The following is a 20621-nucleotide window of genomic DNA, read 5'->3' on the forward strand; positions in this document are numbered from 1 at the left end:
CTCGGCCGCCGTCGCTCGGAAATCTCAGATTACTACGACTTCTGCGACAGCGCTTTGACCTTCTTGGCGAGGCGGGACTTCTGTCGCGCGGCCTTGTTCTTGTGGATGATGCCGCGGGACGCCGTGCGGTCGATGGTCGCCGCGTTGGCGTTCAGCGCGGCCGAGGCCTGGGCGGCGTCGCCCGTGCCCAGGGCAACCTGGACCTTCTTGATCGCGGTGCGAAGCGCGGTACGGAGGCTCACGTTCTTGCCGCGCTGGTCGATGGACTTGCGGGCGCGCTTTGCAGACTGCTTGGTGTTGGCCATGGCCTTGGACTCGATCCTTGAGATTTTAGGACTACGAAAATGAGCCTGCTATTATACCCTGCTTGGCCCAACAAAACAAAGTGTTAGGACGCGCATGAACCTGCTCCGCGCGGCCGCCTCGGTGAGCGCCATGACGCTCGCCTCGCGCATCACCGGCTTCATCCGCGACACGCTGATCGCCATCTTCTTCGGCGCCGGCGCCGCGACCGACGCATTCACCGTCGCGTTCCGCATTCCCAACCTGCTGCGCCGCCTCTTTGCGGAGGGCGCATTCACGCAGGCGTTCGTTCCCATCCTCGGCGAATACCGGGCGAAGCACGGCGACGAGAAGACGCGTGAGCTGGCAGGCAAAGTGCTGGGGCTGCTGTCCGTGGTCCTCTTCGTCGCGACCGCGATCGGCGTGATCGCCGCCCCCCTCATCGTCTACGCCACGGCCGCGGGCTTCGCGAAGGACGCCGGCAAGTTCGCGCTCACGGTGACGATGCTGCGGATCTGCTTCCCGTACATCTTCTTCATCTCGCTCGTCTCGTTCGCCGCGGGGCTGCTCAACACCTTCGGCTCGTTCAAGGCCCCGGCCTTCACGCCGGTGCTGCTGAACGTCTCCTTCATCGCCTGCATCGTGCTGCTCTCCCCGCACCTGCCGCAGCCGATCGTCGCTCTCGCAGTCGCGGTGTTCCTGGGCGGCGTGCTCCAGCTCGCTTTCCTGGTGCCTTTCCTCGCGCACGTGCGCCAGCTCCCGCGCCCGCGCTGGGATCCGAAGGACGAAGGGGTGCTGCGCATCCTCAAGCTCATGGCGCCGGCCGTGCTCGGTGTGTCCGTGGCGCAGATCAGCCTCGTCATCAACACGCAGATCGCTTCGTACCTGGGCGACGGGGCGGTGTCCTGGCTCTATTTCGCCGACCGGCTGATGGAGTTTCCGTCCGCGCTGCTGGGCGTGGCGCTGGGGACCGTGCTGCTCCCCTCGCTCGTCCGGCACCACGCGACCGACGACCGCGCGGCCTACTCGCGCCTGCTGGACTGGGGCCTGCGCCTGTCGCTGCTGCTCGCCCTTCCCGCGGCGCTCGGCCTCGCCATGCTGGCGCTGCCCCTGGTGGCCACGCTTTTCTGGCACGGGGCCTTCACGCAGCACGATGCCTACATGACGCGCAGCGCACTCATCGCGTATGGCGTGGGCCTGGGAGGGCTCATCCTGGTGAAGGTCCTCGCTCCCGGCTTCTACGCGCGCCAGAACATCCGCACGCCCGTCAAAGTGGCCATCGCGTCGCTCATCGTGACGCAGGTGTTCAACGCCCTGCTGGTCCCCTACATCGGCCACGCGGGCCTCGCGCTCTCGATCTCGCTCGCGGCGTGGTTCAACGCGGGCTGGCTCTGGTTCCTGATGCGCCGCTCCGGCACCTACGTGGCCGAGCCGGGCTGGGCCGCGTTCCTGATGAAGCTCGCAGTGGCCCTGTACCTCATGGGCGGGGCGCTCTGGTTCTCCATGGGCCGGGAGTCGTCGTGGTTCGAGCTCGCCGTCGGCCCGCGCGCCCTGAAGCTCGGCCTCGTGATCGCGTTGGGCGCCGCGACGTATTTCGCCGCACTGTGGCTGATGGGCATCCGCCTGCGCCACTTCTCGCGCAACCCGTGACCATGCGCGTCCTGCGCCATCCCCGGACCGCGCGGCGCGACTGCGCCATCGCGATCGGCAGCTTCGACGGCGTGCACCGCGGCCACGCCGAGATCCTCGAGCACGTGCGCACGGCCGCGAACGGCCACGGGCTCGACAGCGCCGTGCTGACGTTCGAGCCGCTGCCGCGCGAGTTCTTCTCGCCGTCCACCGCGCCGGCCCGCCTCACCTCGCTCGGCGAGAAGGTCGCGCTCATCGCGGAGCACGGCATCCAGACGATGTACGTGCAGCGCTTCAACCAGGCGTTCGCGAGCCAGGAGCCCGATCAATTCGCGTGGCGGCTCCGAGACGCGCTCGGCGCTCGCTGGGTGCTGGTGGGCGAGGACTTCCGCTTCGGCGCCAAGCGTGCGGGTGACGTGCACAAGCTGATCGAGCTCGGCGCCCGCCTCGACTTCCACGTCGAGGTGCTGCCCGACGTGCAGGACGACGGCGAGCACCGCATCTCCTCCACCCGCATCCGCGAAGCGCTCGCGGCGGGTCACTTTCCGGAGGCCGCCCGCATGCTGGGCCGGCCCTACACGATCACGGGCCGCGTCCAGCACGGCGCCAAGCGCGGCCGCGAGCTGGGCTTCCCCACGGCCAACGTGCGGCTCGGGCGGGCGAAGCCGGCCCTGACGGGCGTCTTTGCGATAAAATGCTTCGGTGCAGCAACTCGCGGACTCGAGGGAGTGGCGAGCCTTGGTTACAACCCGGCCGTGCAGACTGGCGGCCCGGCGACACTCGAAGCGTTCCTCTTCGATTTCCAGGGCGACCTCTACGGACGCCGTCTCACCATCGAGTTCCTGAAGAAGCTGCGCGACGAGGCCCCTTTCGCCTCGCTCGACGCGTTGCGTGCGCAGATCCACCGGGACTGCGACGAGGCGCGCGGGTACTTCGCCGCGGGAACGAGATGAACGACACGAAGAAGACCGACTACAAGAGCACGCTGAACCTGCCCGACACGCCGTTCCCGATGCGCGGGGACCTGGCCAAGCGCGAGCCGGCGTGGGTGAAGGCCTGGCACGAAGGCGGGCTCTACCACCGCATCCGCGAGGCCTCGAAGGGCCGCCCCAAGTTCATCCTCCACGACGGCCCGCCGTACGCCAACGGCGACATCCACATCGGGCACGCGGTGAACAAGGTCCTGAAGGACATCGTCGTGAAGTCGAAGACGATGGCCGGCTTCGATGCACCCTACGTGCCGGGCTGGGATTGCCACGGGCTGCCGATCGAGCACCAGATCGAGAAGAAGCACGGCCGCAACCTCGAGCCGAACGAGCAGCGCAGGCTCTGCCGCGCCTACGCCGCGGAGCAGATCGACAAGCAGCGCGAGGATTTCAAGCGCCTCGGCGTGCTGGGCGACTGGGATCACCCGTACCGCACCATGGATCCGAAGACCGAGGGCGGCGAGATCCGCGCGCTCGGCCGCATCTGGAAAGCGGGCCTGCTCTACCGGGGCCTCAAGCCCGTGAACTGGTGCATCGACTGCCATTCGGCGCTGGCCGAGGCCGAGGTCGAGTACGAGGACAAGACTTCTCCCGCCATCGACGTCGCGTTCCACGCCGCCGATCCCGCGCACGTGGCGAAAGCCTTCGGTGCGTCGCCCGTGCCGCAGAAGATCTCCGCCGTCATCTGGACCACCACGCCGTGGACGCTTCCGGGCAACCAGGCGATCGCGGCCCATCCCGAGTTCGACTACGAGCTCGTGGACACCGACAAGGGCGCGCTCATCCTCGCCGCGGAGCTGCGCGAGGCCTGCCTCAAGCGCTACGGCCTCGCCGTGAAGTCCGTGCTCGGCCGCGCGAAGGGCGCGCAGCTCGCGGGCCTGCGCTTCCAGCATCCGTTCGAGTCGCGCATCGTGCCGATGGTCGTCGGGGCGCACGTCACCACGGAAGCCGGAACGGGCCTCGTGCACACCGCGCCCGCGCACGGCGCCGAGGACTTCGACGTCGGCGTGAAGAACGACCTGCCGCTCGACCAGCCCGTCGACGACCTCGGCCGCTTCAAGTCGAACGTGCCGCACTTCGCGGGCATGAGCGTGCGCGAAGCCGAGAAGCCGATCCTCGAGCGCCTGCAGGCCTCGGGCTCGCTCCTCAAACACGAGCCCTTCCGCCACAGCTATCCGCACTGCTGGCGCCACAAGACGCCGATCATCTTCCGCGCCACCGTGCAGTGGTTCATCGGCATGGAGAGGAAGACCCCGACGGGCAAGACGCTCCGCGAGACGGCGAAGCAGGCCATCGACGCGACGCAGTTCTTCCCCGCGTGGGGACGCCCGCGCCTGGAGGCGATGATCGCCAACCGCCCCGACTGGACGCTCTCCCGCCAGCGCAACTGGGGCACGCCGCTGCCGTTCTTTTTGCATCGAGAGACCGACGAGCTGCATCCGGACACCGAGCGCTTCGTCGAGCAGGCGGCCGGCCTCGTCGAGAAGGGCGGCGTCGAGGCGTGGTTCGCCGCGACCTGCGAGGATTTCGGCGTCGATCCGAAGGTCTATCGCAAGATGACCGACACCGTGGACGTCTGGTTCGACTCGGGCACGACGCACTTCACGGTGCTGCGCGGCCTCGCCGACCATCGCTGGCCCGCCGACATGTACCTCGAGGGCAGCGACCAGCACCGCGGCTGGTTCCAGTCCTCCTTGCTCTCGTCCTGCGCCATGGAAGGCCGCGCGCCGTACGACGCGCTCCTCACCCACGGCTTCGTCGTCGACGGCCAGGGCCGCAAGATGTCGAAGTCGATCGGCAACGTGATCGCGCCGCAGAAGGTCTCCGATACGCTCGGCGCGGAGGTCATCCGCCTCTGGGTCGCGTCCACCGACTATTCCGGCGAGCTCTATATCTCCGACGAGATCCTGAAGCGCGTGGTGGAGAGCTACCGGCGCATCCGCAACACGCTTCGCTTCCTGCTCGCGAATATCGCCGACTTCGATCCGGCGAAGGACGCGCTGCCGGTCTCCGAGTGGGTCGAGATCGACCGCTACGCCCTCGCCATGACGCGCGCCATGCAGGCCGAGGTCACCGCGGCGTACGAGCGCTACGAGTTCCACGCCGTCACCCAGCGCCTGCAGATGTTCTGCTCGGAGGATCTCGGCGGGTTCTACCTCGACATCCTCAAGGACCGGCTCTACACCACGGGCCGCGATTCGAAGCCGCGCCGCGCCGCGCAGTCCGCGCTGCACGCCATCACGCAGGTGCTGCTGCGCCTCATGGCGCCCGTGCTCTCCTTTACTTCGGAAGAGGCGTGGTCGGTGCTCCATCCCGGAAAAGACGAGAGCATCTTCTTCCACACGTGGAAAGACGCGCTGCCGGAGCAGGCGGGAGAGGCGGAGCTGATCGCCCGCTGGACGCGCATCCGCGAGATCCGCGCCATCCTGTCGCCGAAGCTCGAGGAACAACGCGCAGCAGGCACCGTGGGTTCCTCGCTGCAGGCCGAAGTGGATCTCGGCGCCTCGAAGGACGACCTGGCGCTCCTGCGCTCGCTCGGCGACGATCTGCGCTTCGTGACCATCACGTCGCAGGCGAAGGTGTTCGAGGCCCCGGGCGAGCTCACCGTCGGCGTGCGTCCCAGCGCGTTCGCGAAGTGCGACCGCTGCTGGCACTACCGCGAGGACGTGGGCCGCGATCCGGCGCATCCGTCGATCTGCGGGCGTTGCGTCTCCAACCTCACCGGCGCCGGCGAGGCGCGCGTGCATGCATAAGCCCGCCCCTCCCTGGCACCGCTGGCTCTGGATCAGCGCCGCGATCGTCGTGCTCGACCTCGCCACCAAGGCGTGGATCACGCACATCTTCCAGCTGGGCGAGACGCTCTACGTCCTGCCGTTCTTCAACCTCGTGCTCGCGCACAACACCGGCGCCGCGTTCAGCTTCCTCGCCGGGGCCGGCGGCTGGCAGCGCTGGTTCTTCGTGATCGTGACGCTGGGGGTCTCCGCGGTGCTGGTCGTGATGCTGCGCAAGAGCACCGGCAACCGCCTGCTGTCGACCGCGCTCGCGCTGGTGCTGGGCGGGGCCGCCGGCAACCTGTGGGATCGCGCCACGATGGGCTACGTGGTGGACTTCGTGCAGGTCCATGCCGCGGGCTACTATTTCCCCGCCTTCAACGTCGCCGATTCGGCGATCACCCTCGGGGTCATCCTGCTCCTGCTGGACAGCCTGCGCGGCGAGCCGAAGCCGCAGAAGGAAACGCCATGACCGAATCCAGCGAGATCCTGCTCGCCCAGCCGCGCGGCTTCTGCGCCGGCGTCGACCGCGCCATCGCCATCGTCGAGAAGGCCCTGCAGATGCACGGCGCGCCGATCTACGTGCGCCACGAGATCGTGCACAACAAGTTCGTGGTCGAGGATCTTCGCGCCAAGGGTGCGGTCTTCGTCGAGGAGCTGGACGAGGTCCCGGCGGGATCGACCGTCATCTTCTCCGCGCACGGTGTCTCGCTCGCGGTGCGCGCCGAGGCCGACGAACGCGGCCTCAAGGTCTTCGACGCGACCTGCCCGCTGGTGACCAAGGTGCACGTGGAGGTCTCGCGCATGCGGGAGGCCGGCCGCGAAGTCATCATGATCGGCCACGAAGGCCACCCCGAGGCCGAAGGCACCATGGGTCAATCGGATTCCGGCATGTACCTCGTGGACAACGAGGAGGACGTGGCGAAGCTCCAGGTGCGCGACCCGGCGAACCTCGCCTACGTGACGCAGACCACGCTCTCGATCGACGACTGCCAGCGCGTCATCGCCGCGCTGAAGAAGCGCTTCCCCGCGATCGTGGGCCCGAAGAAGGACGACATCTGCTACGCCACGCAGAACCGCCAGGACGCCGTGAAGTTCATGGCGCCCAAGTGCGACGTGGTAATCGTGGTGGGCTCGCCCAACAGCTCGAATTCCAACCGGCTGCGCGAGGTCGCGCAGAACCTGGGGCGCGAGGCCTACCTCATCGACAAGGCGGACGAGCTGAAGCCCGAGTGGATCGAGGGCAAGCGCACCATCGGAGTGACCGCGGGCGCTTCCGCGCCCGAGGTCTTGGTACAGGACGTGATCCACCGCCTGCAATCGCTCGGCGCCAAGCGCGTTCGCGAGCTGGAGGGCATCACGGAATCGGTGACCTTCCCGCTGCCCAAGTCGATGGGCCGCGGCGACAACGCCTGACCGCTCAGGCGGCGCCCTTCGGTGCCTTCGGATCGGCCGGCGGCGGCTTGGCCGGCGTGAAGTCGGGCCGGGGCGGCGGCGGAATCTGCGCCCCCGGCGAGACCGCGATGCAGCTCGCTTCCCGCTTGCCCAATTCCATCCGGAAGCCTTCCGCGCACTGCTTCGCGCAGTAGGCCCCGTTCATCACTTCGTCCTTCATGCAGGAATCCAGCGCTCCGGCCCTCAGCCGCTGCGGCGGGTCGTAGCGCTTGCCCTGCGCCAGGACCGGCGGCATCGCCGCCAGTCCTGTGCAGGCAATCATCAGGGTCGTCAGCAGTTTGCGCATGGCGACCTTACTTCTGGATCAGCTCGCGCCACGAGGTCCGGCGCGGTACACCTGCACCACCGATCTGGGGGCACGGGAGCGTGATCTTCTCGCCCGTGGCCAGGGTAAAGATGATGCGGCACTTCAGGTCCGGGATCTCCGGCGGCGGGTCGCCCGGCTTGTCACCCGGAGCCGGGGGACGCACGCCCGTGATCGACGTGTATCCGACGATCGTCTGGCCGGTGATCTTCTGGCCGACGGTCGTGAATCCCGCGGGGTCGGGGAATCCACCGCTGTTGTACGAGAAGAAGTACGCGAAGGCATCGCCACCGATCGAGCACTGCTCGTTGTTGGGGATGTTACCGACCACGACGAGAATCCCGGAAACCAGCAACGGATCGAGGTTGATGCGCTCGCCCGGTGTCGTGTTGTTCGGATTCAGGTCGATGAACCAGCCGTCGTTGACCGCCCAGTTCACCGTCTTGTTCGTCGCCGTGCGGGACGTGCCCTTGTCCGTGAGGACGTTCTCCACCACGTTGGCCGTCCGGAAGTTCGCGTACGTCCCGCCCAGGCCCTTGTCCTTGATGGCGTAGAGCGAGTTCTCATAGGCGAACGGCTGCGCCGGCACCAGCTTGGCCGGATCCTTCAGGTCGTCGATGCCCAGGTAGCGGCCCGTGCCGACATAAACGACCGGGTAGACCGGGTCCGAGGCTTTCGTGCCCGCGCGGATCGCCGTCAGCTCGGGGCGCGTCGTGACCGACTGGGGCTTGCCGCCCTTGTCCTTCAGCGTGGCGAGGACGGTCTTCACCGGCGGGTTCACGCTCGTGTCGAAGCGGTACACGTTGCCGAAGAGGTCGCCGCCATAGATCGTGGTGATCGTGCGGTCCTTCTGCGGATCGGCGACGAATCCCGAGATGCGGGAGAAGCCGGTGGGCGCCGCGACGGTTCCCTCGCCGGTGGCGACCTTGTTCAGCACCGCGCCCGTCGCGAGGTCCAGGACATACAGGAAGCCCTTGCCCGTGCCGGGGGTGATGTTGTTCAGGCCCGAGGTGATGTACACCACCCACTTGCCGTCGAACTTGCGCTTGCCGATCTCCGCGTTGCCATACGAGAAGCCGAGGTCGGTGTCGACGATCGCGCACAGCGAGGCATCCGCGCAGATCTCCCACAGCACGACCGGGCTGGCCGGGTTGGTCACGTCGAGCGCGTAGAAACCGCGTCCGCCCGAGCTGAGGCCGGCGACGAGGATCGTCTTCCAAGCGCCGCCCACGAAGACGTCGGCCGTCGACGGCGTGCCATCCACGCTGAAGCGGTGTGTCGCGCCCCAGTTGGCGTTGGCGAGCTTGTGCAGGTTGGGCATCACCATGCGCGGGACATACGACCACAGCTCCTGGCCGGTGTTGGCGTTGAGGGCGTGGAGCATGCCGTCGTTCGCCGCCGCATACAGCACCGGCGTACGCGCGTCCTGCGCCGTCTTGTAGTCCTCGTACGTCGGCGAAACCGCATCGTTGTAGGCGAAGAACGGCGAGCCGACGAAGACCGGGCTGGCGTTCACCACGTCGCCGAGGATGTGGTCGCGCTTGCGGAACGACGGAGTGCTCTCCCCGGTCGCGATCTTCTCGTGCTGGCGCTGGCCCCGCAGGTAGTTCACGAGGTTCGTGCCGTCGTTGGCGATCGCCTGCTGGTCGGCCGTGAGCAGTACGCATTGGCCGAACGCCCCGCACTTGCTGGCGAAGTACGGTTGTTCCGCGGCAATCGCCCCGGCCGCAGCGGCCTTGAGGGAGGCGTACTTGAAGTCCTTGCGCTTGCTGGCGCCGCCTTCGTCGATCGTGTAGATCAAGCGCGAGTCGGTGGCATCGGCAGCGCGTGCGTCGAGGAGGGCTTGGGCCGCCCATTCGATGCCCGGGATGACCTTGCCCGTCTTGATGTCGATCCGCTGCGCCACGATCTCGCCGTCCCAGATGCCGGTGCGGAAGGTGGACGAGAAGATGTAGTTGTCGCTCTCCGTGATGTTGGGGCTGGACGTCGCCGAGGCGGACGCCGCGGCCGTCGCGACCTTGAGCTTCGACAGTGCCGACAGCAGGCCCTGGGCCAGCGAGTTCGGGTCGCTCGCGCTGAAGTACGCGCCACGCCCGTTCACCGCCGCATGCCAGAGGTCGTCCAGGGTGGCCGGTTGGTTCTCCACCGGGACCGGCCAGTCGCAGACGCCCGTCTTCCACGAGCAGTTGCTGGCACCTTGCTTGATCTTGTAGAAATCGCCGGACAGCCGGGTGTCGTAGTCGGGGATGTAGTCCATCAGCCCCTCGAGGCCGAGCCCCAGGCCGAACGTCACCATGTGCTGCTTGTTGTTGTCGTCCGCCTTGCCGCTCTGGGTCGGCACGTTGTCCGTCATGTCAGGCCGCAGGTCTTCGATGTAGTAGTAAGCCGCCACGTCGGCGAGCGACCCGCTGGCGCCGCTGCCGCCGTCCCAGGTCCCCGTCGCCCGCGTGATGAAGGGAGCCGATTGGGTGCCGTCCTTGTCCGGGATGTTGGACCCGTCGATCTGCTGGCCCGGCTGGTTGGTGGCCTGGTTCCAGTAGCCGTCCGTCGTGAGCAGCGCGTAGTTCGCCTGGCACGTGTACTGGACCGGGTCGTCGGTTCCCGACTTGTCGCGCATGCCGCTGTTGATCCTGTCCTTCTGGCCGGCGTAGTAGCGGCCGACGCGCGACAGCGCCTCGCGAAGCGGCGTGCCACTGGTCCCGGAAGAGGCGTAGAGCTTTTCGTACCAATTCTTGCGCTGATCCGCCACGAACTGGCCGACCTTGAGGTACTTGTCCACGGACACCGGATCGCCCGGGTTGATGGTGATGAAGCCGACGCGATAGCGGTCGTCGATCGACAGGAAGGCGCGGCCCGTCGCGGTCTTCATGAGCGCCATCCGGATGCGGTAGTAGCCGTACCAGTTGGCGAAGTTCTGCACCTCCTCCGCGTACGTGCAGGTCGTCGCCGCGACGCAGTCCGGACGCACCGCGCCGGTCACCTTGGCGTAGTTCGCGGTCGACGTGACGATGTCGACGCGCGAGAAGCGGCCGAAGCGCGGAAAGATGTAGTTGGTGCTGAACTCGAACTTCTTGCGGCACTTCGGGTTCGACGTCGAGGACACGACCGCCGTGGTCGTCGCATCCGCCTTCGTGTTACACCAGCGGAGCGGCGCGGGCTTGCTGAAGTCGCCACTGGGCGTCGTGGTGAGCATGCACTCCGTCAGGTTCTCGTCCTTGCAATGCTCGACCGGGGCGATGTTGTAGTAGTGGGGGTTGCTGGTGGTGAGCTGTTCCTTGTTGAAGAACACGCTGTTCGGATAGCCCTCGTTGCCCGGGGCGGTGGCTTTGTAGTACGTGAAGTAGCCGCTCGGGACGTTGTCCTTCCCGTTGCGCCTGCACTTCGTCGTATCGAGCAGGTCTGCCGTACTGGGGGTCGTGGTGTTGCAATAGACGACCTCGTTGAAGGCGGTCGTGAGATTCTTCGCCGCACCCTTCATGAAGTAGTCGCTGGTGGCGTTCTTGGAATCGATGTTGCCCAGGCTCGTGCCGGTGGAGTCCACGGCAGGCGCGTAGCTGATAGCCGGGTTGTACCAGATCTTGTTGAAGACCGGCGCGTAGAAGAGCGCCTCGGCGACTTCCGGACTGGAACTCCGGCTGTGGACGTTGGCGTCCTGGCCTTGGTCCGTTCCGCAGGCCATGCCCTCGCCATTTCCCAGGCCGGTGTTGTTTTGCGGCGCGGGTGTGCCCGGGCCCTGGCAGTAGCCGCCGTTCACGTCGAGCGTGGCGCTGGAGCCCGCGTCCGTGAGGACGATGGGAGATCCGCCCGACGTCGCCGAGACCTGGAGCGTCTTGCCGTCCGAACCCGCCAATGTGATGTAGTAGACGGTGTTGAGCGTCAAGGGCGACGGGGGAGTTCCCGAGGTGAACACGACGGTCTGGCCGACGGACCCACCGTGGTTGCTCACCGTGGTGAAGTCGGCGTCGTAGATGGTGAACGTGGCACCCGTCGGATTGGTCAGCAGGTTGACCGCCGAGCCGCCGGATGCGAGGGCCACGGAGAACGCCGTCGTTCCGTTGATGTCCCTCATGTAGTACGTCACGTTGAGCGCGAGGGGCGAGGGCGGCGTGCCGGCCGTAAACCGGAACGCGGTGCCGGTCGTGCCGCCATGCGCGCCGGAGAGCGTGATGCGCTCCTTGGTACTGCCGGTGTCCACGGCGGTCACCTGGCGGTTCGTCGGGCTGGTCGTGTTCACCTTGTTCGGCGCCTTGCAGACCTTGCAATGCCGGAACGCGTACTGGGCGCTGTTCAGCTGGACCTGGTCAGGCATGTAGTTGTAGCCCATCGACCCCGAGTCATCCAGGATGTACATGAGGTTCGGCAGCACCGAGGTCGATGGCGCCTGCGCCAGCGGCACATCGGCGAGCTGGGCGACCTGGGCGTTCGCGCCCAGGGGCGCCAGTCCGGCGAAGGTGCCGAGCAGCGATCCGGTGACGAGGGCGATGAACGAGCGGCGAAGTGTCTGTTGGATTCTCATGGGTAACTCCCTTAGACCCGCATAACGAGGCGGGATTAGAGCTTCTGCGCGAGGCTGACCTGCGAAATGGACACGGTGTTTCGCGGGCCATCGACCCGTGAAGTCACCCTGTAGTAGAGGATGGGCGTGCCGTTCGGAGGCGGCGCACCCGGCTTCTTGCTGGCGCCCTCGCCTTCGGTGGCGGCGGTCGTCTGCAAGGCGCAATCGTTGTCCGGATCGGCCCAGTTCAGGCCGGGCAGCGTGCACATCCGGTGGATCATGAAGCGGGTCTTGTTGCCGGCCGCATCGGCCGCGCCACCGTTCACCGAGACCGAAGTGGTCTTCCAGGTGTCTTCGGCGAAGAAGTCCGGGTCGGTGGGCGGCAACGACGAGTAGTACCCCTTGGCGGCGTTGTCGTCGAACAGGCTCATCGGCGCATCCTTGTTCGCCGTGAGCAGCCAATCCGCGGCGGCGTTCACGCCCTGGTCCGTGCTCTGGATCGCGGCTTCCTTGAAGGCGAAGTTGCCGGCCACCATGACGGCGGTCTCGACCGAGCGCATCAGGGCCACGCCGGCGAGCGACATCGCCACCAGCATGATGAGGGCGACCATCAGCACGATGCCCTTCTGGCGTTGGGGGGAGCGCGAGCGCATGGCGGGTGTTCCTTGGTTCCGGGTTGCGTTCATCACAGCGCCTCGTCCGGTGCCCACGCCAGGTTGCGGCCGGGGACCGTCACCTCGAATACGCGGTAGCGATAGCACTTCCAGTTGGGGTCGGCGCTCACGTCGATGTCGCGATCCGCGGCGAGCCAGCGGGGCGGGACTTGCGTGGGACAGAGTCCCGAGACCGCATCGGCGCGCTCCGGCGTGGCGCTGCGCGAGACGACGGCGAAGCGGATGCCAATGATGCCGGCGTACATCGCCGTGGTGGGATTGGCGGGCAGGGTATCGGCCCATTGGTCCGCGGCACCCGTCAGCGTGGTCACGGTCGGAGCCGTGCTCACGATCGCACCGTCGCCTTCGAAGTCGAATCCGTACTGGACCTGGAACTGGATCACGCCGTCGGAGACGACGACCTTCTCGCCGGGGCTCAGCACGTTGTTCGCGACGAGCTGGTTGCCCTCGATGGCGTAGGTCACGACGGTGGGCGCCTGGCCCATGTTGATCACCCGCCCGCCGCGGCGCTTGGAGAGATCCCACTTGAGATAGGTGACCGGCGTGCCCGAGCTCGGCAGCACGATCGAGTTGCCGCCCGCTCCCGCGTTGTACGTGGTGGTGCGGGGGTTGCCTGAGTCATCGGTGAAGGAGCCGGGACCGTGGGCGATGCCGTCGGAGCCCGGACGGTCCTGCACCTGGTACAGCGTGCAAGTCGGTTGGCTCGTCGAGGCGAGGATGAAGAGGTCGCCCGGGGCGATGCCGTAGCGGCTGTACACCTTGATCACCGCGCCCGCGCTCGCCATGTCGGCGGCAAGCTTGATGGGCGAGGAGAAGCTGCGCGTATCCCCGTAGGCGATCGTGAGCGTGTCCGAAGCGCCGGCGGCGCCATTGACGATCACATAAGGAGCCATCGCGAAGCCGAACGTCTTCGTGGCCGCGGTCGCGGTCGAGTTGTAGCCGCTGACGGGGCACCCGATCATCGGCAGGTAGTTGATGCCGAAGCCGGCCATGCGGGCATCGCGCTCGATCACGAACACGGAGCCGACGCCGTTCTGCTGGGCATCGCCGGCACCGGTGGTGGTGCGCTTCTGGCCCTCCGACACGGCGAAGACCTGGAACATGACGACGGTGGCGAGAAGACCCACCAGCATGCCGACCATCAGCTCGATGATGGTGAAGCCGGCCGCCTGGCGCGGGCCCCGGAAAGCGAGGAGAGGGGTTCGGTTCATGGTCATCAATTCGGCTGCGTCACGTAGGCGACCGCGACGTGGTTGCTCGGCACGAGGGCATCCGGCGCCTTCCAGCGGACGGTGATCGTGAGCACATAGCCATTCGCGCTACCGGCGACGGAGGTGATGGTCGGCGGGTAGGTCTTGGCTTGCGGCAGCAGGGTTTCCACCTTGGCGACCCACGCCTTGGTGACGTCGTTACCGCCCGGCCACTTGAAGTCCTTGGTGCCGACGCCGTTGGCGCCGCGCCCGATCCAGGCCTGCGCGGCGATCTCGTTGGCGAGGAATGCCGCTTCCGAGCGATACCGCGCGTTGGAGACGTTACTGGTCGACACAGCCTGCATGGCCACCAGCGCCAGCACGCCGAGCGAGAAGATGAGGATGCCGATCATCGCCTCGATGAGGACGACGCCGCCCTGGTTTCCACGGATGGTTTTCATGGCGTCTGGTTCTGGCAGTAACGGGGATCGGTGGTCTTGATGGCCGCGTTGGGATCGCACATGCGTGCGGCGCCGCCGGGCGGGATCTCGATGTGGAGCTTCCGCTCGTCGGCCACATCCAACGTCGTGTTGCGGATCTTCAGGCGCGTGATGGTGGCCGAGCCGTCGTACGGGTTCGGATCCACGATGCGGCCCAGCGCATTGAACGACACGATCCTGCCGTCCGGAGGTTCGGGAATCACGCTCGCGTTCACCGAACCCTCTTCATGGGCACGCGTGGCGACCGGATCAACCGCCGGATCGTCCACACTCGCGCACACGCGCACGTCCCAGCCCGTCTGCGGCGGGGCCAACAGTCTGGCCTGCACGCAGGCATTGCGGCGGATGGCCTCGTTGCGCGCGGTCTGGAGGGCGTTGATCATGCTTTCGCTCGCCGTCCGGACCTGGGCGTTCTGGATCCAGTTCTTGAAGCTCGGGATCGCGGCCACGATCAGGATCCCCACGATGAGGACGGAGATCATGATCTCGATGATCGAGAAGCCCGAGTGGCGGCGCGGTCCCATGGTCAGCAGGACCCCTTGCGGGTGACGAAGCAGTTCGCCGACGGGGTCGGCATCCAGCCGCTCGGCGCGGCGGTCGTCGCGCGAGCGCCCTTTTCGTTGATGGTCATCGCGAAGCCCGTGGTGCGGCCTTCGCTGCCGGTGGCGGTCAGCAGGAATTCCTGGTCGTTCGCCTGGGTGCAGGCGAGCGTGAACTTCTCGACCTTGGGCAGCGGCGCCGTCTTGCAGTTATAGGCGCGGTTGTCCTGGTAGAACTGCTCCATGATCACCCGTCCGCCGTTCAGGCCGGTATGGGCGGACACGAGCTGGGCGCGCGTGATGTAGTCGGTGTACATCGGTACCGCGATCGCAGCCAGGATGGCCACGATGGCCACAACGACCATCAGTTCGATCAGCGTGAAACCCTGGTTCTTTTTCATAGTCATGTCGGATAGACCTCCACGGATGGGAATACTAGGTAGGGCTGCATGCCTACCCCACTCCGCCCGATCAACGGCGGAAGCCGACCGATGGACGGCTGGGGACCCCGACGAACGGCAATCCGGGGCTCCGCGGGCGGCAAAAGGGGGGCGGCAGGGCTGGCGCTGCGCTATAATAGACGTCCCCTTGTGCTGTTGTAGCTCAGTTGGTAGAGCAACTGATTCGTAATCAGTAGGTCGGAGGTTCGACTCCTCTCAACAGCACCACTCTTTCAGATGTAAGAAGCCGCCCCTCGGGGCGGCTTTTTCATTTCTTCTTCACCACGCTCAGCTTGCCGTCGCCCTCGAGGAAGGCCGCCTTCACCTCCTCGGGTCCGGCGAGTCCTTCCTGTCGCAACTGCGCGCGCAGCTCGTCGTGCGTGATCATCTCGGCGCGCATGTTGCGGTTCAGGAACTGTCCGTCGCGGATCAGCAGCGTGGGCTTCGCGCGGTTCAACCATCGCAGCGCCGGGAAGCGCCAGGCGAGCCAATCGATGAGGTAGTCCCAGAAGGCGATCGTCGCCACCGAGAGCAGCCCCCCGATCACCGAGTGCTCCATCCCCTGCAGCCCGCTCTGCGCGGCGTCGGCCATGAGGACCACCACCAGCACATCGGCCACGTCGATGCCCCCGGCCGAGCGCCGGAAGAATCGCATGTATGCGAAGAGGACGAGGTAGATGGCCGTGCCGCGCAGGAAGATCTCGAGCAGCGTGGCCTGGGGCAGGAAAACATCGGCTAGATCCATGGAGGCTCCCAAAATGGAAAAGGGGCGGTGCCTTCCGGCGCCGCCCCTTCATGTTCCCGCGTGAAACCGCGAGGAGACTTACATCTTCTCCTTCGTCTTCACTGCGGCGTCCTGCACCTTCTCGCCGCCCCGCTCGATGTCCTTGCCGGCACCCTGCACGGTGTTGCAGGCGGAAAGGACGAAGCTCGAAACGAGGATAGCGCCCAGCGCGATGACGGTCTTCTTCATGGTCAAGGCCCCCGGCGAGCGATGCCGACCACGAGCGAGACCACGGTCAGGATCAGGAAGATGAAGAACAGGATCTTGGCGATCTCGACGGCACCGGCCGCGATGCCACCAAAACCAAACAGGGCGGCCACCAGCGCCACCACGAAAAAGATCAAGGCGTAATAGAGCATGAGCCGCTCCTCTAGGACTTGACGGCGAGGTCGCACCGATTGATGCGGCAGCGCGCCGGTAGTGAGTGCATTGTGGGGACGGGGGCGGGGAACGCCTGTCCGCCCGCTGCGGAAACCCGTGTCGGTCCCCGCCTACAGGGCGAGACGGCGCGCGGCCTCGGCGACGAGCGGTTCCCACCCCTGCGCGCCGGACACGATCCCCAGCGAGGGATACCAGAGCGAGGTGTCGCCGGAGCGCGCCGCCCAGTAGTTCATGGGCGCGAATGTGCCCGTATAAAGGAGCAGCCCGCGAGCGCCGCTCGCGCCCGCGAGATGGGCCGTGACGTTGCTGATGGTGAGCACGCCCCGGCAAGCCTCGAGCGCGGCCATCAATCCTTCGAAGTCGTTGAAAGTGTCCAGGCCGTCGAGGCGGGTCATGAGCCCGGGATGCGCAGCCTCGAAGGCTGCGCGGTCGCCGGCGACATCGCCGTACTGCACGTCGAGCAGGCGTACACCCGGAATCGCGGCGAGCCCCGCGAGTGCCTCGACCGGCATCGACTTGCGGATCTCGTGATGGCGGCGACCGCGGCCCTGGAAGCTGTGCCAGGACACGGCGATCCAATGCCCCGGCCCGAGGGCCTCACGCGTTGCCGCCACGCGGGCCGGATCGGCGCGAAAGAGGCCGCGGGGCTGCGCGGCGAAGCTCGCGACGTCGCGGCGGAAGAGACCCGGTAACGAGCCGAGCGGGAAATGGCGGTCGCACTTCGCGAAGGCGGCCGGCGCGTCCTCGGGCGAGACGACCTCGATACCGGGAAGGTTTCGCGCGAAGAGCGCGACCATGCGCGCATCGACTTCCAGCACGACGCGCGTGCCGGTGGCCGCGAGCTCCGGCAACAGCGTGCCGAAGAGCAACAGGTCGCCCACGCCCTGCTCTCGCCACACGGCCACGCGATGGCCTTCTTTCAGCTCCGCGGGCGTCAGGCGCGGCAGCGCCGGAGCGCGCCACTGCGCCATCGGTGGATGCGTGGCGAAGCGCAGCTCGAACGCATCCCAGCCCCGCGCGAAGTCGAGGTCACGAAGCGCGAGCTGTGCCAGGCTGAAGCGAGGGTCGGGGAAGTCCGGACGCGCCTCGAGCGCGCGCGCATAGAAGGCCTTCGCGGCGGGCGTGTCGCCGGACTCGAGCGCCACATTGGCGCGGTTGTTGAGCGCATCGGCGAAGCGCGGATCGGCGGCAATCGCCTGGTCGAAGCGTTCCGCGGCGCCGACGAGATCGCCGCCATCCTTGAGCGCATTGCCCCAGTTGTTCAACGCCGGAGCGAATCCGGGACGGGCCGTGAGCGCCTCGCGATAGCGCGCGATCGCATCGGCGACGCGGCCCTCGCCCTGCAGCGCGAGGCCGAGCGACGTGAGCACTTCCGGATTGCCCGGAGCGATGCGCACGCCCTGTTCGAGAACCGGGATCGCCTCGCCCGCGCGGCCCGTGCGCGTGAGGATGACGCCGAGGTTGTTCATGGCGAGCGAGTTCTGCGGGGCCCTTGCGAGCGTCGCGCGAAACGACCCCTCGGCGGCGGCGAGCTCGTTCGCCTCCATCTGCAGGTTGCCGAGGTTGTAGTGCGCCGACGGGTTTCGCGGATCGAGTGCCAGTGCGGCCGCATACGCCGCGCGCGCTCCCGGGATGTCTCCGCGCGCACGCAGCACGTTGCCCAATCCCACGTGGGCTTCGGACGAGCGCGGATCGACGGTCGAAGCGCGCCGGAACGCGGCGGTCGCTTCCTCGAGGCGGTCCTGGCGGCGCAGCACGCTCCCGAGCTGGATCCACCCGGCGACGAACAAGGGATCGAGCTGCACCGCGCGCCGCGCATCGCGCTCCGCATCGACGAAGCGCCCTGCCTCGGCCAGCAGCATGGCGCGGTTGTTGAGGAAGGCCGGGTTGCGCCGATCGCGCTCGATGGAGCGATCCACGAGCGCACGGCCTTCCGCCGCGCGGCCCGTGCGGGCGAGGATCAGCCCCAGCATGTGCAGCGCCTGCGGATCGTCGGGCCGGGCGGCCAGCAGCGCGCGCCACGCGACCTCGGCCGCATCGAGCCGCCCCGACTGGAAGAGCGCGAGGGCCGCGGCCTCAGGCGTCGAGGCGCTCATGGACCCGTTCGAAAAGGCGCGGCCAGCTATCCAGCTCGCGGCCCGTCACGATGCGCAGCGACGGATACCACGGCGAGCGGTCCTCGCCCACGCGAACCCAGTAGTAGAAGGGCGGGTTGTCGGCGAGGTAGAGGAGCCACGTGGGCTTGCCGAGCGCCGCGCCCAGGTGCGCCGTCACGTTGCTCGTCGTGATCACGAGGTCGCAAGCGTCGATCACCGCGAGCACGCCCTCCAGATCGTTGCGCAGGTCGAGGCCGTCCACGCGGCGGATCGTATCGCCGTGCTTCGCGACGAAGCCGGCCCGCTCTTCGGCCGTGTCTCCGTATTGCACGTCGACCAGGCGAACGTCGTTGCGCGCCGCCAGCGGAGCGAAGGCTTCGAGCGGCGCGGATTTCTTCGCCTGCACGAAGCCGCGCGCCACCGGCTGGAAGCTACGCCACGAAATGGCCACGAGCCGGCGGCCTGGTTCGGCCAGCTGCTGGCGATAGCCCTCGCGACGCAGCGGATCCGCGAGCAGGATGGATGGCGGTTGCGCGTCGAAGCTCGCGACATCGGGGCGGAGGATGCGTCCCAGCGAGCCGCTCGGCAGGTAGCGATCGCAGCCCTCGAAGGCGCTGTTGGCCACGGGCGTATCGACCATGCGCCAGCCCGGATTCGCGCGCGCGAACGCGGGACGCAGCCGCGGATCGACCTCGAGCACGAAGTCCGTGCCGCGAGCGGTGAGCGAGGGCAGCAGCGTCGCGGCCAGCAGCCGATCGCCGACGCCCTGCTCGCCCCAGATCGCGACGCGGTGGCCATGATCGAGATCCGCCACGGTGAGCTCGGGGAGGTCGAAGGCGCGCCGCACGACGGTGGGCGGGGTCGTCTCGAAGCGCGCCTCGTGCAGCGTCCATCCCGGGCCGAGCTCCATCTCCAGCAGCTGGGCGAGGCCGAGGTTGTAGGCCGCCCGCGTCGCGCGCGGGTTCGCCTGGAGCGCCCGGCGGTAGTACTCCATCGCTTCGCGGCGCTTGCCCTCTTCCTGCAGCAGGTAGCCCAGGTTGTTGAGCGCATCGAAGTGGTCGGGCTTCACGGCGAGTGCCTGGCGATAGCACGCCATCGCTTCCTCCGTGCGGCGCTGCTCGTGCAAGACGAGACCGCGATTGCTCAATGCATCGGCGTGGCCGGGGTCGCGATCGAGCACGCGCTGGTAGGCGGCGAGCGCTTCCTCCGGGCGGCCGAGCGCGCCGAGGGCATTGCCCAGGTTGTTGAGGGCGTCCATCGAATCGGGCTGGATCGCGAGCGCCCGCCGGTGCGCGGCCTCGGCGTCGGCGTAGCGGTGTGCGGCGTAGTAGGCGATGCCGAGGTTGTCGTGCACGGGTGCCGCGTCGGGCCGCAACGTTCCGGCGCGCTCGAGCGCCGCGATGGCGCCGGGCACATCGCCGCGCGTCTTCAGCAGCAAGCCGAGGTTGCTGAAGGCATCGCCCAGCCGCGGGTCGATGCGCGTCGCGGCTTCGTAGTGGGTCATCGCGTCGGATTCGCGCCCTTCGGCGAGGAGCGCGTTCGCGAGGTTGTTGTGCGCCGCCGCGAACTGCGGCCGGAGCTGCAGCGCCTTGCGATAGGAGGTCACCGCTTCGCCCCCGCGGCCGGCCTCCTGCATCACCAGCCCGAGGTTGTAGAACGCCTCGGCATAGTCGGGCTTCAGCGCTATGGCCTTGCGATACGCCTGCTCCGCACCGGCTGCGTCGCCCGTCGCCTTGCGAACGCCACCCAGCGCGCCCCATGCGAGCGCGAAATCCGCCTTCAACGCGATCGCACGCTCGAGATCCGCCCGTGCGGCATCCAGCTCGCCGCGGCCGATGCGGGCCTGGGCGCGATTCACGAGAGCGGCCGGATGCGCGGGCTGGATCGCCAGGGCCTTGCCGAAGCTCGCGAGGGCCTCGTCATGGCGGCCCAATTGGCCCAGGACGATGCCGAGGAGGTGATGGCCTTCGGCGTGCGCCGGGCTCGCGGCGACGAACTGGCGCAGCGCACCCTCGGCCTGCGGGAGCTTGCCCGCCTGGAGCGATTGCACCGCGCTCGCCCAGAGCGCCTCGGGAGATGGGGAGTTCGCCATGCC

The 20621-nt window shown here is 67.6% G+C and carries 18 protein-coding genes and 1 tRNA gene; 6 read left to right on the plus strand and 13 right to left on the minus strand.

All coding sequences use genetic code 11. The features are described 5' to 3' along the window. Positions 1–32 precede the first annotated feature (32 nt). Complete coding sequence (gene rpsT, locus DSM104443_RS18725) at positions 33–305, minus strand: 30S ribosomal protein S20 (protein ID WP_171094986.1); 273 nt, start codon at positions 303–305, stop codon at positions 33–35. Between the two features lie 94 nt (positions 306–399). Between rpsT and murJ the strand changes: the two genes are divergently transcribed. The 5 genes from murJ to ispH are packed head-to-tail and all read left to right on the plus strand — an operon-like array spanning position 400 to position 7084. Next, positions 400–1932: a murein biosynthesis integral membrane protein MurJ gene (murJ, locus tag DSM104443_RS18730; RefSeq protein ID WP_171094988.1), complete on the plus strand. Its 1533-nt coding sequence runs from the start codon at positions 400–402 to the stop codon at positions 1930–1932. A gap of 2 nt (positions 1933–1934) precedes the next feature. Further along, positions 1935–2864: a bifunctional riboflavin kinase/FAD synthetase gene (locus DSM104443_RS18735; protein WP_171096631.1), complete on the plus strand. Its 930-nt coding sequence runs from the start codon at positions 1935–1937 to the stop codon at positions 2862–2864. Beyond that, on the plus strand, positions 2861–5650 hold the full coding sequence (ileS, locus tag DSM104443_RS18740; RefSeq protein ID WP_171094990.1) for an isoleucine--tRNA ligase: 2790 nt from the start codon (positions 2861–2863) through the stop codon (positions 5648–5650). Before DSM104443_RS18735 ends, ileS begins: the two co-directional genes overlap by 4 nt. Continuing rightward, on the plus strand, positions 5643–6140 hold the full coding sequence (lspA, locus tag DSM104443_RS18745) for a signal peptidase II (protein WP_171094992.1): 498 nt from the start codon (positions 5643–5645) through the stop codon (positions 6138–6140). Before ileS ends, lspA begins: the two co-directional genes overlap by 8 nt. Then, complete coding sequence (gene ispH / locus DSM104443_RS18750) at positions 6137–7084, plus strand: 4-hydroxy-3-methylbut-2-enyl diphosphate reductase (protein ID WP_171094994.1); 948 nt, start codon at positions 6137–6139, stop codon at positions 7082–7084. Before lspA ends, ispH begins: the two co-directional genes overlap by 4 nt. A gap of 4 nt (positions 7085–7088) precedes the next feature. Here the strand turns inward: ispH and DSM104443_RS18755 are convergent, their stop codons facing one another. From DSM104443_RS18755 to DSM104443_RS18785, 7 genes are read right to left on the minus strand one after another with little or no spacing between them, the layout of a single operon-like run. Further along, complete coding sequence (locus tag DSM104443_RS18755) at positions 7089–7409, minus strand: hypothetical protein (protein ID WP_171094996.1); 321 nt, start codon at positions 7407–7409, stop codon at positions 7089–7091. A 7-nt stretch (positions 7410–7416) separates the two neighbouring features. Then, entirely contained in the window at positions 7417–11943 is a 4527-nt protein-coding gene (locus DSM104443_RS18760) for a pilus assembly protein (RefSeq protein WP_171094998.1), read from the minus strand. A 35-nt stretch (positions 11944–11978) separates the two neighbouring features. Continuing rightward, positions 11979–12575, minus strand: coding sequence for a pilus assembly PilX family protein (locus DSM104443_RS18765; RefSeq protein WP_171095000.1), 597 nt, complete (start codon positions 12573–12575; stop codon positions 11979–11981). A 32-nt stretch (positions 12576–12607) separates the two neighbouring features. Further along, positions 12608–13807 (minus strand): hypothetical protein, encoded by a 1200-nt coding sequence (locus DSM104443_RS18770; RefSeq protein ID WP_171095002.1) that lies wholly within the window; start codon positions 13805–13807, stop codon positions 12608–12610. Between the two features lie 5 nt (positions 13808–13812). Beyond that, on the minus strand, positions 13813–14247 hold the full coding sequence (locus tag DSM104443_RS18775; protein WP_171095004.1) for a type IV pilus modification PilV family protein: 435 nt from the start codon (positions 14245–14247) through the stop codon (positions 13813–13815). Further along, positions 14244–14810 carry a GspH/FimT family pseudopilin gene (locus tag DSM104443_RS18780; RefSeq protein WP_171096632.1) on the minus strand — a complete coding sequence of 189 codons (567 nt, stop codon included), beginning with the start codon at positions 14808–14810 and terminating at the stop codon, positions 14244–14246. Before DSM104443_RS18780 ends, DSM104443_RS18775 begins: the two co-directional genes overlap by 4 nt. Positions 14811–14812: 2 nt before the next feature. Further along, positions 14813–15232 carry a type IV pilin protein gene (locus tag DSM104443_RS18785; protein WP_171096633.1) on the minus strand — a complete coding sequence of 140 codons (420 nt, stop codon included), beginning with the start codon at positions 15230–15232 and terminating at the stop codon, positions 14813–14815. A 185-nt stretch (positions 15233–15417) separates the two neighbouring features. Here DSM104443_RS18785 and DSM104443_RS18790 point away from each other — a divergent pair. Next, positions 15418–15493 (plus strand) — tRNA-Thr (locus DSM104443_RS18790). Positions 15494–15533: 40 nt separating this feature from the next. Here the strand turns inward: DSM104443_RS18790 and DSM104443_RS18795 are convergent. The 5 genes from DSM104443_RS18795 to DSM104443_RS18815 all read right to left on the minus strand — a co-directional run bounded on the left by DSM104443_RS18795 (position 15534) and on the right by DSM104443_RS18815 (position 20618). Beyond that, a complete protein-coding gene (locus DSM104443_RS18795) occupies positions 15534–16010 on the minus strand; it encodes a DUF421 domain-containing protein (protein WP_171095006.1) in 477 nt (158 codons plus the stop codon). A gap of 78 nt (positions 16011–16088) precedes the next feature. Next, positions 16089–16238: an entericidin A/B family lipoprotein gene (locus DSM104443_RS18800; RefSeq protein ID WP_171095008.1), complete on the minus strand. Its 150-nt coding sequence runs from the start codon at positions 16236–16238 to the stop codon at positions 16089–16091. Positions 16239–16240: 2 nt separating this feature from the next. Beyond that, positions 16241–16408 carry a DUF1328 domain-containing protein gene (locus DSM104443_RS18805; RefSeq protein ID WP_076019782.1) on the minus strand — a complete coding sequence of 56 codons (168 nt, stop codon included), beginning with the start codon at positions 16406–16408 and terminating at the stop codon, positions 16241–16243. A gap of 132 nt (positions 16409–16540) precedes the next feature. Continuing rightward, positions 16541–18526: a tetratricopeptide repeat protein gene (locus tag DSM104443_RS18810; RefSeq protein ID WP_171095010.1), complete on the minus strand. Its 1986-nt coding sequence runs from the start codon at positions 18524–18526 to the stop codon at positions 16541–16543. Continuing rightward, the gene (locus DSM104443_RS18815; protein WP_171095012.1) at positions 18507–20618 is read right to left on the minus strand and encodes a tetratricopeptide repeat protein; all 2112 of its coding nucleotides are present in this window, start codon (positions 20616–20618) and stop codon (positions 18507–18509) included. The genes DSM104443_RS18810 and DSM104443_RS18815 overlap by 20 nt, the downstream gene beginning before the upstream one ends. Positions 20619–20621: the final 3 nt, after the last annotated feature.

This window comes from Usitatibacter rugosus, assembly GCF_013003965.1.
Lineage (GTDB): Bacteria > Pseudomonadota > Gammaproteobacteria > Burkholderiales > Usitatibacteraceae > Usitatibacter > Usitatibacter rugosus.